The sequence below is a fragment of the Streptomyces sp. Q2 genome, from assembly GCF_056820935.1.
This window is the reverse complement of sequence record NZ_JBXEJE010000038.1, coordinates 79,616-103,215: the sequence shown is the minus strand read 5'-3', so window position 1 is coordinate 103,215 and position 23,600 is coordinate 79,616. Positions and strand designations below refer to the sequence as shown.

Annotated in this window: 22 protein-coding genes and 2 pseudogenes; 21 read left to right on the top strand and 3 right to left on the bottom strand. The window is 70.6% G+C overall.

The window, feature by feature from the left end:
- Nucleotides 1–160, bottom strand: a pseudogene (locus ACWBNA_RS35475) (esterase); the annotation flags it as partial.
- Nucleotides 161–539: 379 nt separating this feature from the next.
- On the opposite strand from ACWBNA_RS35475, the pseudogene ACWBNA_RS35470 reads away from it, so the two are divergent.
- From ACWBNA_RS35470 to ACWBNA_RS35380, 19 genes and pseudogenes are all read left to right on the top strand, one after another.
- Nucleotides 540–734: pseudogene (locus tag ACWBNA_RS35470) on the top strand (hypothetical protein); the annotation flags it as partial.
- Nucleotides 731–946 (top strand): hypothetical protein, encoded by a 216-nt coding sequence (locus tag ACWBNA_RS35465; protein ID WP_482708622.1) that lies wholly within the window; start codon nt 731–733, stop codon nt 944–946. The pseudogene ACWBNA_RS35470 and the gene ACWBNA_RS35465, both read left to right, overlap by 4 nt.
- A gap of 504 nt (nt 947–1,450) precedes the next feature.
- Complete coding sequence (locus ACWBNA_RS35460) at nt 1,451–3,475, top strand: LodA/GoxA family CTQ-dependent oxidase (RefSeq protein WP_482708621.1); 2,025 nt, start codon at nt 1,451–1,453, stop codon at nt 3,473–3,475.
- Entirely contained in the window at nt 3,472–4,725 is a 1,254-nt protein-coding gene (locus ACWBNA_RS35455) for an FAD-dependent monooxygenase (protein ID WP_482708620.1), read from the top strand. The genes ACWBNA_RS35460 and ACWBNA_RS35455 overlap by 4 nt, the downstream gene beginning before the upstream one ends.
- 471 nt (nt 4,726–5,196) lie before the next feature.
- Nucleotides 5,197–5,697, top strand: a complete 501-nt coding sequence (locus ACWBNA_RS35450) for a flavin reductase family protein (protein ID WP_482708619.1) — start codon at nt 5,197–5,199, stop codon at nt 5,695–5,697.
- A gap of 11 nt (nt 5,698–5,708) precedes the next feature.
- On the top strand, nt 5,709–6,092 hold the full coding sequence (gene aroH / locus ACWBNA_RS35445; RefSeq protein ID WP_482708618.1) for a chorismate mutase: 384 nt from the start codon (nt 5,709–5,711) through the stop codon (nt 6,090–6,092).
- Between the two features lie 54 nt (nt 6,093–6,146).
- Entirely contained in the window at nt 6,147–7,595 is a 1,449-nt protein-coding gene (locus ACWBNA_RS35440) for an FAD-binding oxidoreductase (protein WP_482708617.1), read from the top strand.
- Between the two features lie 11 nt (nt 7,596–7,606).
- On the top strand, nt 7,607–8,797 hold the full coding sequence (locus ACWBNA_RS35435; protein WP_482708616.1) for an acyl-CoA dehydrogenase family protein: 1,191 nt from the start codon (nt 7,607–7,609) through the stop codon (nt 8,795–8,797).
- A gap of 41 nt (nt 8,798–8,838) precedes the next feature.
- The gene (locus ACWBNA_RS35430) at nt 8,839–9,810 is read left to right on the top strand and encodes a methionyl-tRNA formyltransferase (RefSeq protein ID WP_482708615.1); all 972 of its coding nucleotides are present in this window, start codon (nt 8,839–8,841) and stop codon (nt 9,808–9,810) included.
- A gap of 20 nt (nt 9,811–9,830) precedes the next feature.
- The gene (locus ACWBNA_RS35425) at nt 9,831–10,325 is read left to right on the top strand and encodes a quercetin 2,3-dioxygenase (protein WP_482708614.1); all 495 of its coding nucleotides are present in this window, start codon (nt 9,831–9,833) and stop codon (nt 10,323–10,325) included.
- Nucleotides 10,326–10,360: 35 nt separating this feature from the next.
- Entirely contained in the window at nt 10,361–11,353 is a 993-nt protein-coding gene (locus ACWBNA_RS35420; RefSeq protein ID WP_482708613.1) for an SDR family NAD(P)-dependent oxidoreductase, read from the top strand.
- Nucleotides 11,313–11,909, top strand: coding sequence for a TetR/AcrR family transcriptional regulator (locus ACWBNA_RS35415; protein ID WP_482708612.1), 597 nt, complete (start codon nt 11,313–11,315; stop codon nt 11,907–11,909). The genes ACWBNA_RS35420 and ACWBNA_RS35415 overlap by 41 nt, the downstream gene beginning before the upstream one ends.
- 116 nt (nt 11,910–12,025) lie before the next feature.
- A complete protein-coding gene (locus ACWBNA_RS35410) occupies nt 12,026–13,243 on the top strand; it encodes an MFS transporter (protein WP_482708611.1) in 1,218 nt (405 codons plus the stop codon).
- 81 nt (nt 13,244–13,324) lie between these two features.
- Nucleotides 13,325–14,713: a class II 3-deoxy-7-phosphoheptulonate synthase gene (locus ACWBNA_RS35405; protein WP_482708610.1), complete on the top strand. Its 1,389-nt coding sequence runs from the start codon at nt 13,325–13,327 to the stop codon at nt 14,711–14,713.
- A complete protein-coding gene (gene aroH, locus ACWBNA_RS35400) occupies nt 14,710–15,093 on the top strand; it encodes a chorismate mutase (protein WP_482708609.1) in 384 nt (127 codons plus the stop codon). Before ACWBNA_RS35405 ends, aroH (ACWBNA_RS35400) begins: the two co-directional genes overlap by 4 nt.
- A complete protein-coding gene (locus tag ACWBNA_RS35395) occupies nt 15,093–16,307 on the top strand; it encodes a prephenate dehydrogenase (protein WP_482708608.1) in 1,215 nt (404 codons plus the stop codon). Before aroH (ACWBNA_RS35400) ends, ACWBNA_RS35395 begins: the two co-directional genes overlap by 1 nt.
- Before the next feature lie 392 nt (nt 16,308–16,699).
- Nucleotides 16,700–17,119: an aspartate 1-decarboxylase gene (gene panD, locus ACWBNA_RS35390; RefSeq protein WP_383861336.1), complete on the top strand. Its 420-nt coding sequence runs from the start codon at nt 16,700–16,702 to the stop codon at nt 17,117–17,119.
- Between the two features lie 38 nt (nt 17,120–17,157).
- Nucleotides 17,158–17,508 carry a GNAT family N-acetyltransferase gene (locus ACWBNA_RS35385; RefSeq protein WP_482708607.1) on the top strand — a complete coding sequence of 117 codons (351 nt, stop codon included), beginning with the start codon at nt 17,158–17,160 and terminating at the stop codon, nt 17,506–17,508.
- A gap of 316 nt (nt 17,509–17,824) precedes the next feature.
- Entirely contained in the window at nt 17,825–18,007 is a 183-nt protein-coding gene (locus tag ACWBNA_RS35380) for a hypothetical protein (protein WP_482708606.1), read from the top strand.
- Between the two features lie 282 nt (nt 18,008–18,289).
- Here the strand turns inward: ACWBNA_RS35380 and gndA are convergent, their stop codons facing one another.
- On the bottom strand, nt 18,290–19,729 hold the full coding sequence (gndA, locus tag ACWBNA_RS35375; RefSeq protein WP_482708605.1) for an NADP-dependent phosphogluconate dehydrogenase: 1,440 nt from the start codon (nt 19,727–19,729) through the stop codon (nt 18,290–18,292).
- Between the two features lie 300 nt (nt 19,730–20,029).
- Between gndA and ACWBNA_RS35370 the strand changes: the two genes are divergently transcribed.
- On the top strand, nt 20,030–21,193 hold the full coding sequence (locus tag ACWBNA_RS35370; protein WP_482708604.1) for a transglycosylase family protein: 1,164 nt from the start codon (nt 20,030–20,032) through the stop codon (nt 21,191–21,193).
- On the opposite strand, the gene ACWBNA_RS35365 is transcribed toward ACWBNA_RS35370, so the two are convergent.
- A complete protein-coding gene (locus ACWBNA_RS35365; RefSeq protein WP_482708603.1) occupies nt 21,183–22,613 on the bottom strand; it encodes a DMT family transporter in 1,431 nt (476 codons plus the stop codon). The genes ACWBNA_RS35370 and ACWBNA_RS35365 overlap by 11 nt on opposite strands.
- Nucleotides 22,614–22,823: 210 nt before the next feature.
- Here ACWBNA_RS35365 and ACWBNA_RS35360 point away from each other — a divergent pair, with 210 nt between their 5' ends.
- Nucleotides 22,824–23,576, top strand: a complete 753-nt coding sequence (locus ACWBNA_RS35360; protein WP_482708602.1) for a (2Fe-2S)-binding protein — start codon at nt 22,824–22,826, stop codon at nt 23,574–23,576.
- Nucleotides 23,577–23,600 lie beyond the last annotated feature (24 nt).

The following is a 23,600-nucleotide window of genomic DNA, read 5'->3' as shown; positions in this document are numbered from 1 at the left end:
TCTCGGGCTTGTCGATCTCGCCGGACTGCACCTCGTCGACCGCCTTGCGGCCCTCGGCGGGCGCGAGGTCGAAGAGGTAGGGCGGGTTCGCGGTCGCCTCGACGAACGCGGCGGCCGCGGGCTCCAGGACCGGCTGAACCGGAAGGGCGGCGTCGGACATGTGACTCTCCTGAAGTGTCGTGCGTGAAACGCGGGTTCTCCCACCGCGGGTGCTCCGCCCAGCACGCTACTTCCGGGAATCCGACACGCCTTGCCCATGAGCGCACCGGCGCTGAGCTCACAGCGCACGGCGGTGCGGGTCGGACCGGGGACCGGGAAACGGCACCCGTCGCGCAGAGGGCGGACGCGGCTCCCTGCGCGAAGCGAAAGACCTGACGGACGCAGCACATCCTGGCGCCCGCCGGTGGCCGACATGGGAGGGCCTCACGGTCGACCAGGGCAACGGCAAGACACTGATCGGCGGCACACGCCCTGGCACGACCTCGGCCCGGACTACCCACCGCAAATTGCTCATGACCTAGTCGGAGGCCCGGACGCACACAGGCCAGGGATTCGGCAACCTCAACCGCGCGGCCTGCCACGCCTGCGCCCTGCTGCCCGAGACGAGTTGCGAGACCGGCAACACCCTTCTCGACCGCGCTCTCGTCGTCGGCGGCGAACAGGTACCCGGCTACCTGGAATCGATCGTCACGGCCGCTCGGAGCACCGCGGTGGATGCTCTGGAGGAGATGTGACCCTCACCTACCTCGACCTCGTACCGGAGCAGCGCTACTGCCTCGACGGCCTCCCCTTCGACGGCAATTACCTGATCAGCGGTCCGCCCGGCAGTGGCAAGAGCCTCCTGGCAGTCCAACGGGCCATCATGCTCGCCCTCACCGGAACCCCGGCGGTCCTGCTGACCCGGTCCGTGTGGTGCGACGAGTCGCTTGTGCGGACAGGGCGGTGACACAGAGGGGGGCTGGGTAGTTGCGGGGATTGCGTTCGTATCGAGTGGGTGAGTCGGGCGTAGGACACTAGTCGTTCGCTGGGCTCGAGGCCTGTCCGGGCGATGCGCAAGCAGTCCAGCCCGGACAGCCTCTGGCTGCTGGGACGCGAGCGCCGCCAACAGCCGATCCCCGAGCGCGTTGGTCAGCAGTGCGGCGCCTCAGCGGCGTCCAGCAGCCGCGGGCGGGATGCGATTGCCTCTTCCGTCTGCCCGGCGCCGTGGGCCTCCCCGGACCGCCCACCCGCCGCTGACAGCAACGCGTACCGGGCCCCGCTCACGTTGCAGCGGCCCGCCGGGCCGGTTCACGGGGGCCGGCCAGGGGCGTGGTCGGCAAGACCTGAGCCGGGCCGCTTGCCCGCACCCGCCCGGCGGTGGGACCCCTACCTCCAATGGCGCCCGCCGACTGGGGACACCCCCGCACCCGTGCCTATGTTCGCCTCGGTGTGTCCGACCGGAAGGCTCCCCATGGACCAGCAGATCGTGCAGCTGAAGATCCACCCGGCGATCGGTGTCGCGCGCGTGGGCAACAGTCCCGCCGCGCCGTTCATCGGCCCCGAATCACCGCACCAGAAGCCGCTTCCCCCCGGCTCCTACAAGGACGCGTCCGGGGCGATCGTCAAACAGGCCGCCCGGTTCCGGATCTACGGCTGCAACCAGGCGGGTGACGTCGTCCGGGAGCTGAAGCTCGGCCAGGACGGCGTGAGCGAGATCCGCTGGTCGGTGCACCTGGCCAACAAGAAGGCCGCCTGGTACCGCTTCCACATCCCGCTCGACATCGACGAAGCGGCCGGCCTCACGGCCGAGCAACGGGGCAGGCGGAACGCCGCCGTGACGGGCACGGAGCGCAGGAAGCTCGTCATCGATCCCGGCATCCGCACCATCCGCGCCTCCCTGCACGACGTCGGCACCTTCGACACGGGCACGATCATGGGCCGCAAGGTCCCGCTCGGCAGGATCTCCACCGAACCCACCGGACGCCTGCTGGTCGTCGGCGGCAGCGGGAAGTCGGCCTCCTACGCCACCCCGGAAAAGCCGATCTCCGGCGTCACCAACAACGACACCTGGTACGACGACGTCTCCGACGGTCCCGTGACGGCACAGGTGATCATCGGCGGGCAGACGAAGACGGCGACGGCGGCGTGGGTCGTGGTGGCCCCACCGCACTACGCACCCGGCGTGAAGACCGTCCGCACCCTCTACGACGTCCTCCAGGACGTGTTCACCACCGAGGGCACACTGCCGGGCGCGGACGTCGTCTCCTACGCCGACCACATCGAGCCGATCCTCAGCCGGTTCTGCGCACTGCAGTGGACCAACCACGGCTTCGCCACCCAGTTCGGCTGGAAGGGTCCGCACGACTTCCTCGATCCGGAGCTGCGCGCACGTCTCGCGGACCCCGGAAGCAGCAGCCAGGAACTGCGCCGGCAGATCTACGTCCAGATGCGCGACTACGACCGGGACGGAACGTCTCCGCTGCCGTGGCCCTGGCTGTACGGCGACGCGATGAGCAGCGGCAGGGGCACGTCGGAGCGGCAGCACATCAGGCTCTCCCCGACCCAGAACCGGCTGCTCGCCCGGTGGGCCGAGGGCCGCTTCCAGCCCGGCCCGCTGCACGAGCGCCACGAGGACGTCGACACGGCACCCGTCCGCGAGCAACCGGCCCTGCTCGACCGGGCGGCGCTGGAGAACTGCGCCGCGGACGCCTTCCACCCCGGCTGCGAGGTCACCTGGCCCGTGCGGCACAAGACCATGTACTCCGAGCCCTTCCGGATCCTGCACCGCGGGCCGGACAACCCCGAACGCGACTACGGCGAGGTCCTCAGCGACCTGGAGGTCAAGTCCAAGGACGGCCCGCTGTACGCGCAGGGTCCGGGAGACCTCACCCGCTGGATGGCCGCGCCCTGGCAGTGCGACGCCGCGAGCTGCCGCTCCGGCTACCAGGTGCTGAGCGGTCTGGGCCCGCGCTACAGCCCCTACCTGCCCACCTTCTGGCCCGCCCAGGTCCCCAACCACGTACTGAAGCGCGCCGACTTCGACATCGTCAACGACCCGGGCGCCGACGAAAAGGCCAGAGGACAGGCCTTCGAACGCCGGGCCGTGTGGCTGCGCGGCCTGACCGGCTCCGACTTCAACAAGCAGCGCCGTCAGATGATCGACGACTGGCCGGACTTCGGCATCGTCGAGGTGCACAGGTACGAAGGCGCGGACGGCAGGTTCCCGGAGTTCATCCAGGTCGAGTCGGTCCCGGGCGAACAACTCAGAGACGCCCCCGACCACGCGAACCTCGTCAACGTGCAGGTCCCGCAGGCGGCCAGTCCCCAACTGGCCGCGGAGGCCGGCACCTGGAGAGGGGAGCTGTCGGCCGAACAGGTGGAGGCCGCACTGGTCACCCAGGCCATCGGCGAAGCCATGCGCGCAACCGGCCACGACGAGGCCGCGATCGCCGCCGGCTACCTGGAGAAGCTCGACCCCCTCCACGAATCCCAGTGACCGCCGGGACGACGGCGTACACCCCGCCACGCGACCACTACGACGTGGTGGTCGCGGGCGGCGGTCCCGCCGGCTGCGCCGCCGCCCTGACCCTGTCCGGAGCGGGCCGTACGGTGCTCCTCGCCGATTCGGCGACCGGCCCGCCGAAGGCCGGTGAGGCCCTCGTCCCGGTCGCGCGCCTGCTCCTGCACGACCTGCGGGTCGCCGACCTGGTCCTGGCGGCCGGACATCTGCCGTGCCACGGCACCCACTCCTCCTGGGGCTCCGCCGCCCTGCACACCGTCGACTTCATCCACGATCCCTACGGACACGGCTGGCACCTGGACCGGCCGCTGTTCGACCGCACCCTGCGCGCCGCGGCCCGCGCGGCCGGAGCGGACGTGGCCGAACACACCGCCGTACGCCACCCAGTACGCCGCCCCGACGGAACCTGGCGGCTGACCCTGCGCGCCGCCCACGCCGGACACCGCACCGTGACCTGCCGCTGGATCGTCGACGCCACCGGCAGACCAGCCGCGATCGCCGTCCCGGCCGGTGCCCGCAGACACGTCGAGGACCGGCTGACCGCCCATTACCTCGCCCTCGACGCCCTGCCCGGCGCCACCGACGGCCACTCCCTGGTCGAATCCGCCCCCGACGGCTGGTGGTACACCACCCTGCTGCCCTCCCGCCGCCGTCTCGTCGCCTACTTCACCGACCCCGACCTGTTCACCCCCGCGGACTTCCGCCGCCTCCTCCTCACCACCCGGTACGTGGCGCCCACCGCCCGCCCCCACGGACTCGGCACGCCGAACCCTCCCCGCCGCGCCCCCGCCCACAGCGCCCACCTGGACCATGTCCACGGCGACGGCTGGATCGCGGCAGGAGACGCCGCCCTGGCCTTCGACCCGCTGTCCTCCCAGGGCATTCTCACCGCCCTCTACACCGGACTCGGCGCGGGCCAGGCGATCGACGCCCACCTGCGCGGCACGCCGGGCGCTCTGGACGCGTACACAGCCAAGATCACCACCGCCCGCACGGCGTACCAGCACGCGCACCGCACCGCCCACACCCAGGAAACCCGCTGGCCCGACCACCCGTTCTGGTCCCGAAGACAAGGGCCGGCCGCGGCACGGGCGGACCACGGCTCCCGCACCATGCCGCCGCCCTCGGCGCGGCCTCAGCAGCCCTTGCCCGCCTCCGGCACGGCGTGCTCACCTGACGGGACTCCCGGTGCGGTTCGAAGCGCCCACCCTGGTCCCGCCTCTTGACCTTGAGCACGTGCGGATGCCCGGAGGTTCCTGCCGGCAGACACTCGCCGCCCATGCCCTGCCGGGCCGCGCGTGCGATCGCCGACCGGTTGCTTCCGCAATGTCCTTTCCTGGTCGAAACCCCTCAGCGGGCGGTGACGTGATCTATGTCTCCGTCGCGATCGCGGGTTCCTCGGTCCACGCGATGTCCGCACCGTGGGCTCTGCTGTCAGCGCGACTGAACGTGCCAGCTCACGGAGGGGGCGCGCTCGTACGGAACCCTCGGCTACCGAGTGGTAACACAGCGCTTCGAAAGGGCCGTCCCACCGTCACGGTCAGTGGTGCACCTGTTTGGTGTCTGCTACGTTCATTCCTAATGGACTGATCAGTTCAAAAGCCCTCAACTCCCGTTGCGTGACCGTCCTCCCGCAGGTGGACGCCGCACCGACCTGCCTCACAAGGGCAGATGAAGGACGAAAGGACAAATCAGGGATGACCAGGGGGACCTATCCCGCCGCGACTACGGAGCCCGACCTCCGGTCCGTCATGCGTCTGTTCCCGACGGGCGTTGCTGTCCTGTTGGCCGGCCACGGTGACGAGACCGTGGCCACTACGGTCAACTCGCTCACATCCGTCACGCTCGAGCCTCCGACCGTGCTGGTGTCACTGCGGAAGTATTCGCGAGCGCACTCGATCACCTCCGCCGCCGGAGGGTTCTGCCTGAGTTTCCTCTCCGGGCTGCAGGGTGACCACGCCAAGCTCTTCGCCTCCAGGAACAAGCCCACGGGGCACGAACTGGAGGAGTACTTCAGCATCGCCGCCGACGGGCGCCGCATCCTCGACGGTGCCCTGGCCACCCTCCACTGCACGGTCTCCACCACTCACCTCGAAGGCGACCACTGTCTGTTCCTCGGCCGAGTCACCGCCGCTCACCACGGCGACACGGACCAAGGCGCACTGCTGTTCCACCAGGGCCGTATGGCCTCCGTCTGACCCGGCCGCCCATGTATCCCACCGTGCGTGCCGTCCGTGGTGCGATCCGCTCCGACGCGAACACCCGCGAGGCCATCGCCCGCGCCACCGTCGACCTTGTCGACGGGGTGCTCCAGAAGAACGACCTGCGGCCCGAGGACATCGAAGCCCTGATGTTCACGATGACCTCGGATCTGACCGTCGACATCCCGCCGCTCGTCCTCGCCGAACAGGGCGTCCTGGACGTGCCGTGTCTGTGTGCGGCCGAGCCCCGCTGGGACGGGGAGATGCCGCGAGTGATCCGGGTGATGGCCTTCGTCCGCAGAGGGCCCGACCAACCCCTGGAGCACGTCTACCTGAGTGGTGCCGCTCCCACGAGGCCAAGCCCCGATCCACGTTCCGGGCACAGACCCTGAACCGGGTGTCTCGCCTTCGTCTCCCTCGCCCATCTCGACCGAGGATGCCTCCCCATGCCCGAATCCACGCTGTCGGCTGCCCTGGACAAGGCCGGACAGGCAGTCGACAACGACCCCTCCCGCGTCGTCCGCCCGGCGCAAGACGGCGCCAACGTGTCCATGTTCGAGTCCCGTCGCGTCCCCGCCGTCATCCGTCCGACCAGCCCGCACCAAGTGCCCGGCATCGTCCGTGCCTTCGGCGACGACGAAGCGCCGCCACTCCACGCCGTCTCCACCGGGCGTAACTGGGGCCTCGGCTCACGTGAGCCCACCCGCCACGACGCCGTCCGTGTCGAACTCGATGGTCTCGACCGAATTCGTGACCTCGACACCCGGCACGGCTGGGCCGTCATCGAACCCGGAGTGACCCAGCGACAGCTCGCCGCCGAACTCTCGGACACCCCGCGCATGCTGAACGTCACGGCCTCCTCCGGACATTCGAGCGTGCTCGGCAACGCCCTGGACCGCGGAGTGGGGCTCCGTCGTCAACGCACCGACGACCTGGTGGGCCTGGAAGTCGTCCTGCCGGACGGTGAGCAGATCCGTGTCGGATGGTGGCCCGGCAAGGACACCGTCACGGCGCCGAACCCGTACGGACTCGGGCCCTCGCTGCTGCACCTGTTCACCCAGTCCGACTACGGCATCGTCACCGCCGGCGTCATCCGCCTCCTGCCGCGCCCCGAGGTCCAACGGGTCCTCCGCCTCACCTTCGACCGCGACCAACTGTCCGCGGCGGTCGACGAGTTGCGGCGCTGGCACGCCCAGGGCCTCGTGCACGGCGTCCTCAAGATCTACGACACCACCTCGTCCACCACCTACGGGACCAGCGCACAGGGCGGATACCTCGTCCACGTCCCCCTCGGCGGCACCGGAGAAGTGGTGGCGGCCCTCACCGACACCGCATACCGACTCGCCGACACCTCGGGCCTGTTCACCTCGGTCGCCCGCTCGGACCAGGAGCCGCCCGCGGACGACGACATCGTTTCCCGGGTCGTCCAGCACGGCTACGCCGGAGACGTCGCCCATCACGAGGAGATGCTCCGTTCCGCGGTCGGGCAGGCAGCCCCGAGCGTGGACGACCACGGAGGCGGCTGGATCTTCTTCCTTCCCCTCGTCCCGTACAGCGGCAGCGACGTCACCGCCGCTCTCCGCCTCCTCGACCAGGTGCACGCCGAGACCGGCATACGGCCCGGAGCGACCGTCAACGCCCTGGATCCGGATGTCATCGACCTGGTGGTCTCCCTCCGGTTCGCGCGGACCGAGGACGAGACCGCGAGGGCGCACCAGGCCCTGGACCTGCTCTACGAGCTGTTCACCGAAGCCGGATACCTCCCCTACCGCCTGGACGTGGACCACGGGGAGTGGACCGACCGGCTCACCGATCCCGGAGCGCTGGCCCTCACCCGGCGCATCCGGGACGTGATCGACCCCCACCGTGTGATGGCGCACGGCCGCTACACCTGACAAGGAGCCCCATGACCACCGCGACCCTCGCGAACACCGCGATCGTTCCGAACACCGCCGACGCGATCATCGCCCGTGCCCGGGAGATCCAGCCCGTCCTGCGGGAGAACGCGGCACGGATCGAGGAGAACCGGCGTCTGCCGGAGGACATCGTCGAACTCCTCCGCTCCGCCGGCGTCTTCCGCGCCACGATGCCCAAGGCGTGGGACGGACCCGAACTCACCTCCGTCGAACAGATACGTCTCCTGGAGACCATCGCCCAGGGCGATGTGTCCGCCGCCTGGTGCTCCATGATCGGAATGGACTCCGGCATCTACTCCGGGTTCCTCGACCAGGAGACCGCCCGCAAGCTGTACTCCTCGCTGGACACGGCTCAGTCCGGATGGATCTACCCCCAGGGCCGGGCGGAACGCGTGGACGGCGGATACCGCGTCTCGGGGCAGTGGCGCTTCGGTTCCGGCACCACGCACTGCGACATGCTCGCCGCCGGCTGCACCGTCTACGAGAACGGCAGTCCCGTCATCGACGACGCGACGGGCCGGGGGCTGTGGCGGGTCGTGCTGGCCACCCCCGACCGGTTCGAGCACCTCGACACCTGGTACACCACCGGTCTGGCCGGCTCCGGCTCCATCGACTACCAGGTCGACGATCTGTTCGTGCCGGCCGAGCACTCGTTCTCCTTCGCCGAACCCGTGCGCAGCGGCCCGCTGCACGACGCGCCGGACGCGATCCTGCGCAAGATGTCGGGCATCCCCCTCGGCCTCGCCCGCGCGGCGCTCGACCACGTACGGGAGATGGCCGGCCACCGCGCCGACCGCGAGACCGGTCTGGCCTGGTCCCAGGACCACCGGGTGCAGATGGCCGTCGCCGAGCTGGAGATGGAGCTCACCGCGGCGCGGACCGCCGTGTACGCGAGCGTCGAGCGCCAGTGGACCGCGCTGGAGAGCGGCACCGAGCTCTCCGCCGACGAGCGGGTTCAGACGGCCCTGGCCCGCTACCACGCCTTCCGCACCGCACGCCGCATCGTGCACCGGCTCTACGACCTGGTGGGCGGGTCCTCCGTGTACCGCAGGAAGTCCCCGATGGACCGGTGGCTCCGTGACGTCAACACCATGTGCCAGCACGCCGTCGCGCAGGACTCCATTCTGCAGCTCACCGGAAACGTGCTCCTCGGCGGCAGGTCCACCTCCCCCTTCTTCTAGGACCCCGTTCCTCACGTTCCTCCGTACGAAAGGAGCCCGCATTGACCGGCCCGATACGGGTGGTGCTGTTCTCGGAGATCAACTCCAAGCTCGGCGCTCCCTTCCTGGACATGCTGCACGGACACCCACTGGTGGATCTCGCGGCTGTCGTCACCAGTCCCGTCGGCCGCCTCTGCGGCTACTTCACCTCCGACGCCGATCAGGTGGACCTCGAACAGCAGGCGAAGGCATTAGGCGTGCCGGTGCTGCGCCCGGCGAACGTCAACGATCCCGAGTTCGTGAGCGGGATCGGGCAACTCGCCCCGGACTACCTCGTCGTGGGCAACTTCCAGCGCATCCTGAAGGAAGAGCTGCTCGCCACCCCGAAGGTGACCTGTGTCAACTTCCATCCGAGCCGGCTTCCCCGTTACGCCGGTCTGGCGCCGTTCTACTGGATGGTCCGCAACGGTGAGACCGACGGAGCGGTGACGGCCATCGAGATGGCCGCCGGACTGGACACGGGGGCGATCCTCGCGCAGCACGAGACGCCGCTCACCGGACGGGAGACGGCACTGGAGCTGCGGACCATCCAGGAACGCGCCAACGTGCTGATGCTGCTGGACCTCATCCCGCAGCTCGCCTCCCGCAGCTTCCGGCGCATCCCGCAGGACCCCTCCGAGCGGACCTACTTCACGCGCCCCTCGCAGGACGACTACCGCCTCGACTTCGCCCACTCCGCGCACAAGGTGGCGTGCCACATCCGGGCCGGATACCGCCATCCCGGGGCGTTCGCCGAAACACCGTCCGGTCAGCGCGTGACGATCCTGTCGGCCGACGACACGATCCCGGCCGCAGAGCTCCCGGCGCCCGCCGGGACCGTACGGCGCCTGGACCACGGCCTGTTCGTCGCCTGCCGGGACGGCTGGCTTCGCCTCCTCACCGTCGAGTTGGGCGGGAACGAGGTTCCCGCGCAGGCCCATCCGGCGATCACCGAAGGACAGACGCTGTCCGCGACCCGTCTCGAACCCGTATAGAAAGGCGCACCGTGTCTCTGTTGGAGCAGCAGAACACCGACCAGCCCCCGCAGGTCCGGAAGGTGATGCACATCCCCGCCGGGCAGGGCCGTGCCGTATGGCTCAACGGCGACGTCTACTCGGTGAAGATCGGTCACGAGGAGTCCGCGGGCAGCCTCGCGGTGTTGGAGGCGTCGGTCCCCCCTGGGGGCGGGCCGCCACTGCACGACCACCGTCACGAGGACGAGGCCTTCTACCTCCTCGAAGGGGAGCTGGAGATCCACGCGGACGGTGAGACCTACCAGGTCAAGGCGGGCGACTTCGTCTTCGTGCCCCGCGGGACGGTGCACGGATTCCGCAACACCGGTCTGCACACGGCCAAGCAGTTGCTGTTGTTCACCCCCGGAGGGTTCGAGCGGTTCTTCCTGGAGGCCGGCAAGGACGCGGTTGCCGGAGTGAACATCCCGCCGTTCGACCCCGCCGACAATCCCCAGGCCTTGCAGGTCGCCGAGAAGTACGGCTCCTACCAGGTCTGACCCGTACACCGGACAGTCAGAGGAATGCGCACGTCATGATCGAGAAACTGAACGGAAAGGTCGCCCTCGTCACGGGCGCCAGCCGGGGCATCGGTGCCGCGGTGGCCCTGCGGCTGGCGGAGGAGGGGGCCGACGTGGCCCTCACCTACCAGGGGAACGAGGAGGCCGCGCGGAACACCGCCGAGATGCTGACGAAGAAGACGGGGCGGCGCGCCGTCACGATCCGGGCCGACGTCGCCGACGTCGAGGCCGTGAGCGCCTCCGTGGACCGGACGGTCCGTGAGCTGGGGCGGCTGGACATCCTGGTCAACAGTGCCGGCGTGATGGACACGACGTTCTCCGGCATCGGGGACGTACCGGTCGAGGTCGTGGACCGGACGCTCGACGTCAACATCCGCGGCTCGCTCCTCGCCGCCCGGGAGGCGGCGCGGCACATGACGGACGGCGGGCGGATCATCAACATCGGCTCGTGTATCGGGGAGTTCGCCCTGGGACCCGGCTGCACCGCCTACGCCACGAGCAAGGCCGCCGTCACGGGTATGACGAAGGGCCTGGCCAGGGATCTGGGGCCGCGCGGGATCACGGTGAACGAGGTGGCCCCAGGGGCCACGAACACCGACATGAATCCGGAGGACGGCCCGGGCTCCGAGTTCCAGAAAGGTCTGTCCCCACTCGGCCGCTACGCACAGCCGGAGGAGATAGCCGCCGCGGTTGCCTACTTCGCCTCTCCGGAGGCAGGCTNAGTTCCAGAAAGGTCTGTCCCCACTCGGCCGCTACGCACAGCCGGAGGAGATAGCCGCCGCGGTTGCCTACTTCGCCTCTCCGGAGGCAGGCTTCACCACTGGAGCGAGGCTCGCCGTCGACGGCGGGCGCAACGCCTGACGTTCCCGGGGACCGCGGGCTCCGGCCTCCCTTCATCCCCGCCGTGGTGGCCGGGGCCCGCACTAGTTTTGTTCCGAACGTTCCATAACCTGCTAGGCTGCTGCCATGGGAAGGCCACGGCAGTTCGACGAGGACCAGGCGGTTGAAGCGGCGTGTCGCGTCTTCTGGATCAAAGGGTACGAAGCCACTTCCACCGGGGATCTGTGCACGGCCACGGGACTCGGGCGCAGCAGCATCTACAACACGTTCAAGTCGAAGAAAGACCTGTTCCTGCGGGCCCTGTCGTACTACGTCAACACCATGACCGCCCGTCAGGTCGCCCTGCTCGCAGAGGAAGGGCGCCCCGCCGCCGAACGTGTCCGCGCCCTGTTCTCGGTGATCATCGAGGGTGAGATGGAGAACCGGCGCGAGGGCTACGGCTCCGGCTGCTTCACCGTCAACACCACGACCCAGATGGCCGCCTCCGATCCGCAGATCGCAGAGGTCCTGAACCGGGACCTGGAGCGGCGCATGGTCTCGCTGCGCGCGGTGATCGCGGAGGGCAAGCGAGACGGCTCGGTCACCTCTCCGCGGGCGACGGACGGTCTCGCCTGGTATCTGACGGCCCTCATCGCCGGGATGCGGGTCGCCGCCCAGTCGGGTGCGGACCGTTCCGCGCTGGAGCAGATCGCGGCCTCGGGCGCGGACACCCTCGGTTGCTGAGTCCCTGACGGCCGGCCCCGCACCCCTGCCCGGTGCGTCGGCCGGGCCTCCGCATGCCCCGGACCCTTCCCGCACCTTCATTTTGGTCTGACCAGTACATAACTCTGGAGGTACCCATGCCAAAATCCGTCTACCTCATGGCTCTCGGCATCTTCGCCATGGTCACCAGCGAGTTCCTCGTCGGCGGCCTGATGCCGCAGATCTCCGAGGACCTCGGCGTCACCATTCCCCAAGTCGGCTACCTCATCACGGCGTTCGCCATCGCCATGGCGGCGGGTGGGCCCTTCGCCACCGTGCTCGTCCTCAAACTGCGGCCCAAGGCCGCGCTCATGACCCTGTACGCCGTCTTCCTGCTCGGCAACGCCCTCGCGGCAGTCGCCACCGACTACTGGGTCATGGTGACCGGCCGGGTCATCACAGGCACGGCCTCCTCGGCGTTCTTCGGAGTCTCCCTCGCCGTCGTCGCCCAGATCACCAAGCCCGAGCTGCGTGGGCGCGCCACCGGCCTCACCATGCAGGGACTCATGGTCGGGACGCTGCTCGGCCTGCCCGTCTCCACCCTCGTCGGCGAGCAGTGGGGCTGGAGGGCCGGATTCGTCGCCGTGGGCATCATCACGATCATCGCCGCCATCGCCACCGTGATCGTCGTTCCGTCCCTCGGCCACGCCGAGGACGCCGGAGGCCTCCGGGAGGAGATGACGGCCTTCCGCAACGGCAAGCTCTGGCTCATCATCTGCACGTCCACCCTCATCATCGGCGCCACCTTCTCCGCCTTCTCCTACTTCACGCCGATCCTCACCGACGTCACCGGCTTCTCCCGCGGCGTCGTCCCGCTGCTCCTCCTCGCCTACGGTGCGGCCACCGTCATCGGCAACGCCGTCGTGGCGCGCTTCGCCGACACGCACACCATCCGTGTCCTGGCCACCGGCCTGACGCTCAACGTCCTCTTCCTGAGCGCCTTCGCCCTGCTCGCCGATCTCAAGGCGCCCGCGGTCCTCGCCATGATGGGCATCGGCTTCGTCGGCGTCACCATGAACCCCGCGATGATCAGCAGGGTGCAGCGCGCCGCCAACGCCCGCGCGCTCGTCAACACCGTGCACACGTCCTTCATCACGCTGGGCGTCGTCATCGGCTCCTGGCTGGGCGGACTCGGCATCAACGCCTACGGCCTGCGCGCCCCCCTCTGGCTCGGCGCGGTTCTCGCCGTTCTCGCTCTGGTCGCGCTGGTCCCCGACATGGGCCGACCGCGCCGTACCCCTGCGGGCACCCCCGACGAGGCCGCGGGAGAGAACAGGCCGGCACGCGAAGCGGCAGAAGCGGGACAGCGCGGCTGAGCGGCGGGATTGCGTGTCCTCGTCGCTCCCCTTACGGAGCCGGTTATCCCCAGCCCCCAACAGCTCAGAGGTGTGTGAGACATGAAGCCTCGTCAGAACGACGAGTACACCGCCACATGGCGCGAGCTCCCCGCGGCACAGCAGCCCGAATGGCCGGATTCCGGGACCCTGCGTGAGGTGGTCGCCGACCTCGCCTCGTTCCCGCCCCTCGTGTTCGCCGGAGAGTGCGATCAGCTCCGCGCCCGGATGGCGGCCGTGTCCAAGGGCGAGGCGTTCCTCCTACAGGGCGGTGACTGTGCCGAGACGTTCGACGCCGTGTCCGCCGACCGGATCCGCAACAAGGTGAAGACGCTGCTCCAGATGAGCGCGGTGCTCACCTACGCCGGCTCGGTGCCGGTGGTGAAGGTCGGCCGGATCGCGGGCCAGTACTCCAAGCCGCGCTCCCGGCCGACCGAGACCCGTGGCGGGGTGACGCTGCCGTCGTACCGCGGCGACTCCGTCAACGGCCCCGAGTTCACCGCCGCCTCCCGTACCCCGGATCCGGAGCGGCTGAAGCGGATGTACCACGCCTCGGCTGCCACGCTGAACCTGGTGCGCGCCTTCACCACCGGCGGCTACGCCGACCTGCGCCAGGTGCACGCCTGGAACCAGGACTTCGTGAAGTCGTCCCCGGCCGGGCAGCGTTACGAGGCCCTCGCGCGCGAGATCGACCGGGCGCTGAACTTCCTGCGCGCCTGCGGGACCGACCCGGAGGAGTTCCGGAATGTCGAGTTCTACTCCTCGCACGAGGCGCTGCTGCTCGACTACGAGTCGGCGCTCACCCGCGTCGACTCGCGCACCGGACAGCTGTACGACGTCTCGGCGCACATGGTGTGGATCGGTGAGCGCACCCGGCAACTCGACGGGGCACACATCGAGTTCGCCGCCCGGATCCGCAACCCCGTCGGGGTGAAGCTGGGCCCGGCCACCACCGCCGACGAGGTGCTCGCCCTCATCGACCGGCTGGACCCCGAGCGCGAGGCGGGCCGGCTCACCTTCGTCACCCGGATGGGATCCGACCGGATCCGTGACCGGCTGCCGGAACTGGTGGAGAAGGTCACGGCGTCCGGGGCGGAAGTGGTCTGGGTGTGTGATCCGATGCACGGCAACACCTTCGACGCCGCCTCCGGGCACAAGACCCGTCGCTTCGACGATGTGCTCGACGAGGTCAAGGGCTTCTTCGAGGTCCACACGGGCCTCGGCACCCACCCGGGCGGCATCCACGTGGAGCTCACCGGTGACGACGTCACCGAGTGCGTGGGCGGCGGCGACGAGATCCTCGCCGACGACCTGCACCAGCGCTACGAGACGGCCTGCGACCCCCGGCTCAACCGCAGCCAGTCCCTCGACCTGGCGTTCCTCGTCGCCCAGATGATCGTCGCGGATCCGGCACACCGGAAGCCGGCGGCCCAGTGGGAGGTGCGGTCATGACCGTGCGGGCCGTGCGGGGCGCGATCCAGGTCGACCGTGACGAGGAGATCCATCTCATCGACTCCGTCAGAACCCTGCTGAAGAGGGTCATGCACGCCAACGGCCTGCTGTCCGACGACCTCATCAGTGTGGTCTTCACCGCCACGCCCGACCTGACGAGCGTGTTCCCGGCGGCAGCACGTGAACTGGGGCTGGTCGACGTCCCGTTGATGTGCGCGCAGGAACTGGACATCGACAGTGCGCTGCCGCGCACCGTACGCGTTCTCGCCCACGTCGAGACCAGCCGTGCGAGGCGGGACATCCAGCACGTCTATCTGGGGGGTGCCGCGGTCCTGCGCCGGGACCTGGCACGGACGGAGAAGGGGAGCGTGAGCCGGTGATGCGCACGATGGCAGTGGTCGGTACGGGGCTGATCGGCACGTCGATAGGACTTGCCGCAAGCCGGTACGGCGTGACCGTGCACCTGTTGGACCGGGACGAGACGTCGGCCCGCACGGCCGCGGCGCTGGGGGCGGGTCTGGTGGGCGCCCCCGAGGCACCGGTGGACCTGGCTGTCATAGCCGTGCCCCCGAGCACGGTCGGCACGGTCCTCGCCGAACAGCAGGTGCAGGGGCTCGCCCGCGCCTACACGGACGTGGCGAGCGTCAAGTCCCAGCCGGCGTGCGAGGCGCTGAGGAGCCTCCCCGCTCCGGAGTGCTTCGTCGGCGGCCATCCGATGGCGGGCCGGGAGAAGACGGGGCCGCTGGCGGCCCGCGCGGATCTCTTCGAGAACCGGTCCTGGGTGCTCACTCCCACGGACATCACCTCACAGACGGCCCTCAACCACACCCTTGAGATGATCTCCATGTGTGGTGCCGTCCCGGTGATCATGGGAAGTCAGGAACACGACGCGGCGGTGGCGTTGACGTCCCACGTCCCGCACGTCCTGGCCAGCCTGATGGCGGCGCGCCTCGAGCGGGCGCCTGAGCCCGCGTTCCGGCTCGCGGGTCAGGGGCTGCGCGACGTGACCCGTATCGCGGCGGGCGACCCCCACCTGTGGAGCGACATCCTCCGGTCCAACGCCGCCTCGGTGTCCCGCGTCCTGCATGCCCTGCACGAGGACCTCTCGGTTCTGCTGGAGTCCTTGGACGACCTCTCGGCCGCCGACGTGTCGTACCGGGCGCACGAAACGACCGGCATGACGCATCTGCTGAACCGGGGAATCGCGGGTCTGGGCCGGCTCCACGACAGGCCGAGCGGAAAACCCGCCCACCGGACGTCGCTGCGCGTCACGGTGGGGGACCGGCAGGGGGAACTGGCCCGGCTGCTCGGCACACTGGAGCAGTTCGGTGTCGGTACCGACGACGTGACCTCCTCGGTCACCCCGAGCCGGAGGAACCTCTCCGTCGAGCTGGACGTTTCCGTCGTGGACGTCGAATGGCTCCTGAGGAAGCTGACCGAGGACGGTTGGGAGGCCGAGCGGGTCGACCCGGTGCCGCGATCGCGAGATCCCCGGGAGACATCGTGCTCCGCGGCGCAGAGTGTCCTGGGCGCCGGGGTCGGTGCCATCTCACTGCCGGACCAGCCCCGCCAGGAGGCACTGACACAACCGTGAACAGCGCGGCGACGGGCGCGCTTTTCGGGGGCCTCGGGCGTGGAAGAGTCCTTGGCGACCTTACCCACCGAGCAGTCACCGCGCCGGCACAGCCCGATGATCTCGGCCTTGAACTCCGGCGTGGACGAACGGCGAGGCCGGGCTTCTCCTTTCCCTCCGCTCCACTCGGCATGGAACCTGAAGGACCCGCACGGATCTGGCGATCAGTGAGTCCTGGGGGCATGCGTCAGTTCGATCTAGGCATGATTGGTCATCAGGAAAGTCGGCAAAGGGTCAGTGTGAGTCCTGAGACACCCGGCGACAGCTGACCGGACATGCGAATGGTTGTACGCTGCGGGCACCGCCCTTGACCTGCACAGCAGGCAGGGAGCAGACAAAACAGGAGCTCCTTCATGTTGCGTACAGTATTCAAGTCCAAGATCCACCGAGCCACCGTCACCCAGGCCGACCTGCACTACGTGGGATCGGTGACCATCGACGCCGACCTGCTCGACGCCGCCGACCTGCTGCCCGGCGAGCTGGTGCACATCGTCGACATCACCAACGGCGCCCGGCTGGAGACGTACGTCATCGAGGGTGAACGCGGTTCGGGTGTCGTCGGGATCAACGGAGCGGCCGCCCACCTCGTCCACCCCGGCGATCTGGTGATCATCATCAGTTACGCTCAGGTGACCGACGCCGAGGCACGGGCGCTCGAACCCCGGGTCGTGCACGTGGACCGCGACAACCGCATCGTGGCCCTGGGAGCCGACCCGTCCGAGCCGGTGCCGGGCTCGGACCAGGAGCGCAGCCCGCAGGCCGTGGTGGCCTGACCCCGACTTCCGACGATCTTCGGACCAGGAGCGTGCCCATGAGCGACATCGAGATCCGCGACGACCGGGCGGCGGGCCGCCTGGAGGCGATCGGCGACGGTTCCGGTGAAGTGGTCGGCCACATCGAGTACTTCGTGCTCGAGGCGCCCGAGGGCGCGCTCGTCCCGGTCCACACGATCGTCGAACCGGCCCACGAGGGGAAGGGCGTCGCGGGCTCCCTGGCGCGTGAGCTGTACGCCATGGCGAACCGCGAGGGCATCGTCGTCGCCCCGCTGTGCCCGTACGTCGTCAAGTGGGCCGAGCGTCACCCCGCCGAGGCCCCGCCGGCCGACCCGGGCCTGCTGCGGGCGGCGAAGGAGTGGCTCGTGGCGCATCCGGGACGGTTCTGAGCGACGCGGTCGAGCCCGGATCGCCTTCCGCCTCTGCAACTCCGGCCTCCGGCCGAGGCGGTCGGATGCGTGGCTCAGAGTGGCTCAGACCAGCGGCCGCGGGTCGACGGCCGTCCGGCACACGGCGGGGACCTGCGTCCGCCCCGACGGCGAGACCGGCCTCCGCCCGCACACGGCGAGGACCTGCCTCCGCGCCGCACACCCGCAGACCCACCCGGCTCAGCCCCTTCACGCGGCGGGGTGAGTGGTGGCGCTGCCGTCGGGTACGCGGGGGAGTAGTCCAGAGCCGATGTCGACCGACTGGCCGGAGGACGCCATGACCAATCCGTACCCCGACCCCGTCCACCCGGACCCCACACCGGGCCCCGACCCGGCCCCACCCGCGCCAGGTCCGGACCCGACCTCGCCCCCACCGCCGACCCCGGAGCCCTCCCCGTCCCCCATCCCGCCGGGCCCGGAGCCGATCCCCAACCCGGAGCCGGGACCGCCACTGTCCTGAGCAGGGGCCTGCGCGCCCAGGCCCCAGGCCCCGGCGCCCAAAGCGGCGGTGGACGGCCGCCCACCGCCGCGTCTCCGCGACGCCTTGCGCGCCGGAGCCGATCCCCAACGCGGAGCCGGGACGCCACTGTCCTGAGCCGGCGCCGCCGGCCCCAGGCCCCAGGCCCCCTGGCCCCGGGCCTCCGGGCCCCAGGCCCCGGCGCACACGCCCCCGGCACGCAAAGCGGCGGTGGACGGCCGCCCGGCCGCCCACCGCCGCATCGCTGCGTCTGCGCGACGCTTCCTACTCGGAGACCTCCGACCGGTCCCCGCCCCACAGCGTGTGGAACGACCCGTCCCGGTCGGTCCGCCGGTAGGTGTGGGCGCCGAAGAAGTCGCGCTGCCCCTGCGTGAGCGCCGCGGGCAGCCGCTCCGCGCGCAGCGCGTCGTAGTAGGCGAGGGCCGCCGCGAAGCCCGGTGTCGGGACGCCCTGGCGGGTCGCGGCGACGAGGACCTCGCGCCAGTCGTCCTGGGCCGCCGCGATCTCCTGCGCGAACGTCTCGTCGGACAGCAGGCTCGGCAGGTCCGCCCGGGCGTCGTACGCGGCACGGATGCGGTCCAGGAAGGCCGCGCGGATGATGCAGCCGCCCCGCCAGAGCGCGGAGACGGCGCCGAGGTCGATGTCCCAGCCGTACTCCTCACTGCCCGCGGCGATCTCGTGGAAGCCCTGGGTGTACGACACGATCTTCGAGGCGTACAGCGCCTGTTCCACGCGGTCGGCGAAGGCGCCCGCCTCCGCCTCGCTCAGTGGCGACGCCTTCGGCCCGGCGAGTCCCCGCGAGGCATCCCGGAGCGCGGCGTGCCCGGAGAGCGAGCGAGCGAAGACCGCCTCGGCGATGCCGGAGACGGGGACGCCCAGGTCGAGGGCGATCTGGACGGTCCAGCGGCCGGTGCCCTTCTGCTCGGCCTGGTCCACCACCACGTCCACGAAGGGCTTGCCGGTCGCCGCGTCCACGTGGGACAGCACCTCGGCGGTGATCTCGATCAGGTAGGAGTCGAGGCGTCCGGTGTTCCAGGTGCGGAAGATGTCCGCGATCTGCGCGGGCTCGTACCCGGCGACATCGCGCAGCAGTTGGTACGCCTCACCGATCAGCTGCATGTCGGCGTACTCGATGCCGTTGTGCACCATCTTCACGAAGTGCCCGGCGCCGTCCGGCCCCACGTGCGTCACGCACGGCGTACCGTCCGCCGCCTTCGCGGAGATCTTCTCCAGCATCGGGCCCAGCGAGTCGTACGACTCCCTGGGGCCGCCCGGCATGATGCTCGGCCCGAGCAGCGCGCCCTCCTCGCCGCCCGAGACGCCCATGCCGACGAAGTGGATGCCCTGCTCTCGCAGTTCGCGCTCGCGGCGCCGGGTGTCCGCGAAGTGCGCGTTGCCGCCGTCGATGATCATGTCGCCCGGCTCCAGGAGCGGGGCGAACTCCTGGATCACCGCGTCGGTCGGGTCGCCGGCCTTCACCATGACGACCAGGCGCCGCGGTCGCTCCAGAGCCGCCACGAACTCCTTGGCGGTCTCGGCCGCCACGAAGTCGCCCTCGCTTCCGAACTCCTCCACCAGCGCGTGCGTACGCGACGCCGTCCGGTTGTGCAACGCGACCGTGTAGCCGTTGCGCGCGAAGTTGCGGGCGAGGTTGCGGCCCATGACCGCGAGTCCCGTGACGCCGATCTGGGCTGAATTGCTCATTCGGTTGGCTCCTCAAGGATCCGGGGATCCGGTTGTCGGTGGTGCCGGTGCCTGCCGGTCGTGCCCGTCAGTATTGCCCCTCGACCATCCTGACGTGCCGGTACGCCGACCGCGCGTCCGGGGTCGGGTGGCGCCTTGCAGGCAGATACGGACGAGAGGCACCACCCATCTCAGCCACCGCGCAACTGGTGGTTGTTCCCGATGGCTTGAACGAAAGCACACGGCCGATTGCCGCCTTGTCATGGCCTGTTCGCGGCGCTTACTTTTGCCCCTCCTGACGCATGCCTAGGGGGGCTCTTCATGGCCGTACGCGGCCGGCACCGCCGGTATCAGCCGAACAGGATCAACCGCGCCTCGCTGACCGTCACGGCGGGCGGTGCCGGGATGGCGATGCCGCTCATCGGGGCCGGGGTCGCGCAGGCCGCCGACGTGGACACCTGGAACAAGGTCGCCGCGTGCGAGTCGAGCAACGACTGGAACATCAACACCGGCAACGGCTACTACGGCGGACTGCAGTTCACCCGGTCCACCTGGGAGGCGTACGGCGGTACGCGGTACGCGCCGCGAGCGGATCTGGCCACCAAGGACCAGCAGATCGCCGTGGCGGAGAAGGTGCTGGACGGGCAGGGGCCCGGGGCCTGGCCGACGTGCTCGGTGCGGGCCGGGCTGACGCGGGGCGGCGACACCCCGGACATCCGTCCCGCCCGGACCGGCGACAGCGCCGCGAAGAAGTCGGGCAGCGCTTCCGTGGCGGACGTACAGCCGCAGACCACGCCCCAGTCCCGGGCCGGGACCGCGGAGATGTACACGGTGGTCCGCGGCGACTCGCTCTCCGAGATCGCCGACGCCGAGCGGGTCAAGGGCGGTTGGCGGGGGCTGTACGCGGCCAACCGGAAGGCCATCGGGCCGGACCCCGACCTGATCGTGCCCGGCCAGCGGCTGAAACTGCGCGGTCAGGACGCCACCATCGCGACGACGGCCACCCGGACCGGTGACAAGTCGGCCACCGAGAAGGCCGCCTCGGCCACCCAGGACACCGAAGAGAAGGCCACGACCGGCCGCTCCCTGGTCTCCCCGGTGAACGCCACCACGGGGACGCCTTACCGCAAGACGGGTTCCTCCTGGTCGAAGGGCTATCACACCGGCGTCGACTTCGCCGTACCCACCGGCACCTCCGTGAAGGCGGTCGGGGCCGGCAAGGTCGTCACCGCCGGGTGGGGCGGATCGTTCGGCTACCAGGTGGTGATCCGGCACTCCGACGGCCGCTTCACCCAGTACGCGCATCTGTCGGCGATCTCCGTGAAGAGCGGGCAGACGGTGGGCGGCGGCCAGCGCATCGGCCGCTCGGGCTCCACCGGCAACAGCACGGGCCCGCATCTGCACTTCGAGGTGCGGACGGGGCCCGGATTCGGGACGGACATCGACCCGGTGGCCTACCTGAAGGCCGGCGGCATCAGGATTTGACGCGGGTGCGGTGCCGGTCGAAGACGGGCAGCGGGACGAACGGGCCGGCGTAGAAGGGGCCGTAGAGGTACGCCGGCACGTCGGACCCCGCCGGCTCCGTGGCCTCGGGGGCGCCCTCCGTCACGGGCGCGCCGTCCAGGGCCGACGGCGACACCGGGGCCGGGACGAGCACGCCGTCGGGCACCGCGGCCGCCGCCGGGGCCGGGGCGAGCACGGCTTCCGGGACCGCGGCGGCGGCCGGGACCGGAAGGAGCGTGGCTTCCTGGATCGCGGCGGTCGTCGGAGTCGGGACGAGTACGCCGTCCCGCACTCCCGCGGCGACCGGATGCCCGGGCACCCTTGGGTCGGGCTCTTCGGCCGCCGGGGCGAGCACGGCTTCCGGGACCGCGGCGGCGGCCGGGGCCGGCACGAGCAGGGCTTCGGGGACGGCCGCAGTCGTCGGAGTCGGGACGAGCACCCCGTCCCGCACTCCCGCGATGACCGGCTGCTCGGGCACCCGTGCCTGGGGAGCGTCGGCCGGGACCGGCTCGGGCAGCGGTGTCACCGGCCGGTCGGCGGGCTCGGGCAGCGGCTCCACGGACTGGGGGTGGGTGCGCTGCAGCCGCTCGGTGGTCAGCAGGATCAGGCCGCCCGCAGCGACCACACCGCAGCTCAGCGCGAGGGCGGTGCCCGTCGTGCCGTAGCGGAAGGTTTCTCCGAACATCGTGATGCCGACCGCGGCCGCCGCCACCGGGTTCACGACCGTCAGCGTGGCCAGCGGAGCCGCGAGCCCCGCGCCGCGGTAGGCGGCCTGGGACAGCAGCATGCCGGTGGTGGCCAGGACGCCGATCACGGCCAGGGAGGGGACGTCGGCCGTGGAGACGCCGCCCGTCCAGTCGACGGCGACGGTCTTGGTGAAGACCGAGGACATGCCGAACGCGATGCCGGACGCGATCGCGAGCAGGATGCTGCGCACCGCCGGGTGCCGGTGGGCGGCCCGGCCGGCGATCATCAGCGCGATCACCGCACCGGCGGTGACGACGGCCACGCCCACCCGCTGGGCGGTGTCCAGCGACTGCGCGTCGGACGCGCCGACCAGGGAGAGCAGACCGGCGAGACCGACCGTCGCCATGATCGCGCCGCGCCACGCGGTCGCCCCGGCCTTGCGGCCCACGAACAGTGCCGCCATGGGCAGGGCGAAGACGATGGTCAGGGCGCCCAGCGGCTGGACGAGGCTCAGCGGGCCGTAGGCGAGCGCCACCACGTGCAGCAGGGCGCCCAGGCCGTTCAGCGCGACCGCCGCCCACCAGACGGGCCGGCGCAGCGGCGCGTACTGCTGACCGGGGGAGGAGACCGCCACCTGCTCCTGGACGATGGCCCCGCCCGCGTACGCCACGGCGGAGACGAACGACAGCAGCACGGACAACGCGAGGGCACTCATGAGCGACTCCTCTGCGTGAGGCGGGGGCCCTGGGCCCGGCGCGGCGTACGGTCGGCTTCCATGACCAACACGATCCCGTGAAAAGTTCTTCCCGTCGTCGTCCCTGAGCAGGCAATGGGTCCTACTGCCGATGGAGTACGAATCGGGCGCCATCATCCCCAGGGTGGGTGACCCCGACCGGACCCCTAGTGGTCGGAGCCCCTAGAGGCCTTGGTACTACTGCTCTTCGTGGACCTCGACCCCGATCTCGCCGCGCTGCGTCCGCTCGGCGACTTCTTCGCACTGCGCACGACAGGAACCCCGCACGCGTCACCGCCGACGCTCGCGCACGTGTACGAGGGTTTTGCGGATGTCCAGGACGATTCTATGACTTTCCGGGTGCGCAAGGTAGGCGCCGCCCTGCGCGTCCCCGAGCCGCGGATCGCGGCCTCGGTGGCCCAGCAGGGGCTCGCCGCCCGGCTGTGGTCGGTGGCCCTCGGCTGCGCCGCCCTCTACGGCCAGGTGCCCGACCTCGACCCGCGAGTGCTGCACTGGGATCCCGACGGCAGCGCCCCCGACGACCTGTGGCTGTCCGCCCTGCGGCCGCTGCCCGCGGACGCGCAGACCCTCGCGGACGTCGTCCTGCACGCCCACCTCCAGCCGGTGACCGGCATCCTGCACGCCCGGTACCGCGTCGCGGAGGGTCTGCTGTGGGGCAACGCCGCCTCCGCGCTGGCGGGCGCCGCCCGGCAGCTGGACGGCTGGGCGCGGCGCCACGGCCGTACGGACGTGGCCACGACGGCCCGCGCCCGCACCGCTCAGCTCCTCACTCACCCCCTCCTCGCGGGCGCCGGCACCCTCACCGGCGCCGCCTTCCGGCGGCGCAGCTGCTGCCTCTACTACCGTGTGCCCGGCGGGGGCGTATGCGGTGACTGTTGCTTCACACGACCCCCGCGGTCTTCCCCGCGCGCCGCATCTGGGTGACCATGAAGACAACCAGCCGCTGAG